The 821-nt window shown below is 52.0% G+C and carries 1 pseudogene; it reads left to right on the top strand.

What is annotated here, in order from left to right:
* The first annotated feature begins 63 nt into the window (after positions 1-63).
* A pseudogene (locus tag HMPREF2847_RS01085) lies at positions 64-769 on the top strand (IS6-like element IS26 family transposase).
* Positions 770-821 lie beyond the last annotated feature (52 nt).

The raw sequence follows: 821 nt of genomic DNA, 5'->3' as shown, positions 1-821 counted from the left end.
GGCACTGTTGCAAATAGTCGGTGGTGATAAACTTATCATCCCCTTTTGCTGATGGAGCTGCACATGAACCCATTCAAAGGCCGGCATTTTCAGCGTGACATCATTCTGTGGGCCGTACGCTGGTACTGCAAATACGGCATCAGTTACCGTGAGCTGCAGGAGATGCTGGCTGAACGCGGAGTGAATGTCGATCACTCCACGATTTACCGCTGGGTTCAGCGTTATGCGCCTGAAAATGGAAAAACGGCTGCGCTGGTACTGGCGTAACCCTTCCGATCTTTGCCCGTGGCACATGGATGAAACCTACGTGAAGGTCAATGGCCGCTGGGCGTATCTGTACCGGGCCGTCGACAGCCGGGGCCGCACTGTCGATTTTTATCTCTCCTCCCGTCGTAACAGCAAAGCTGCATACCGGTTTCTGGGTAAAATCCTCAACAACGTGAAGAAGTGGCAGATCCCACGATTCATCAACACGGATAAAGCGCCCGCCTATGGTCGCGCGCTTGCTCTGCTCAAACGCGAAGGCCGGTGCCCGTCTGACGTTGAACACCGACAGATTAAGTACCGGAACAACGTGATTGAATGCGATCATGGCAAACTGAAACGGATAATCAACGCCACGCTGGGATTTAAATCCATGAAGACGGCTTACGCCACCATCAAAGGTATTGAGGTGATGCGTGCACTACGCAAAGGCCAGGCCTCAGCATTTTATTATGGTGATCCCCTGGGCGAAATGCGCCTGGTAAGCAGAGTTTTTGAAATGTAAGGCCTTTGAATAAGACAAAAGGCTGCCTCATCGCTAACTTTGCAACAGTGCC

Source organism: Corynebacterium sp. HMSC074C03 (genome assembly GCF_001838285.1).
GTDB lineage: Bacteria > Actinomycetota > Actinomycetes > Mycobacteriales > Mycobacteriaceae > Corynebacterium > Corynebacterium amycolatum.
The sequence above is the reverse complement of the archived record's forward strand: the minus strand, read 5'-3'. Positions and strand labels throughout refer to the sequence as shown.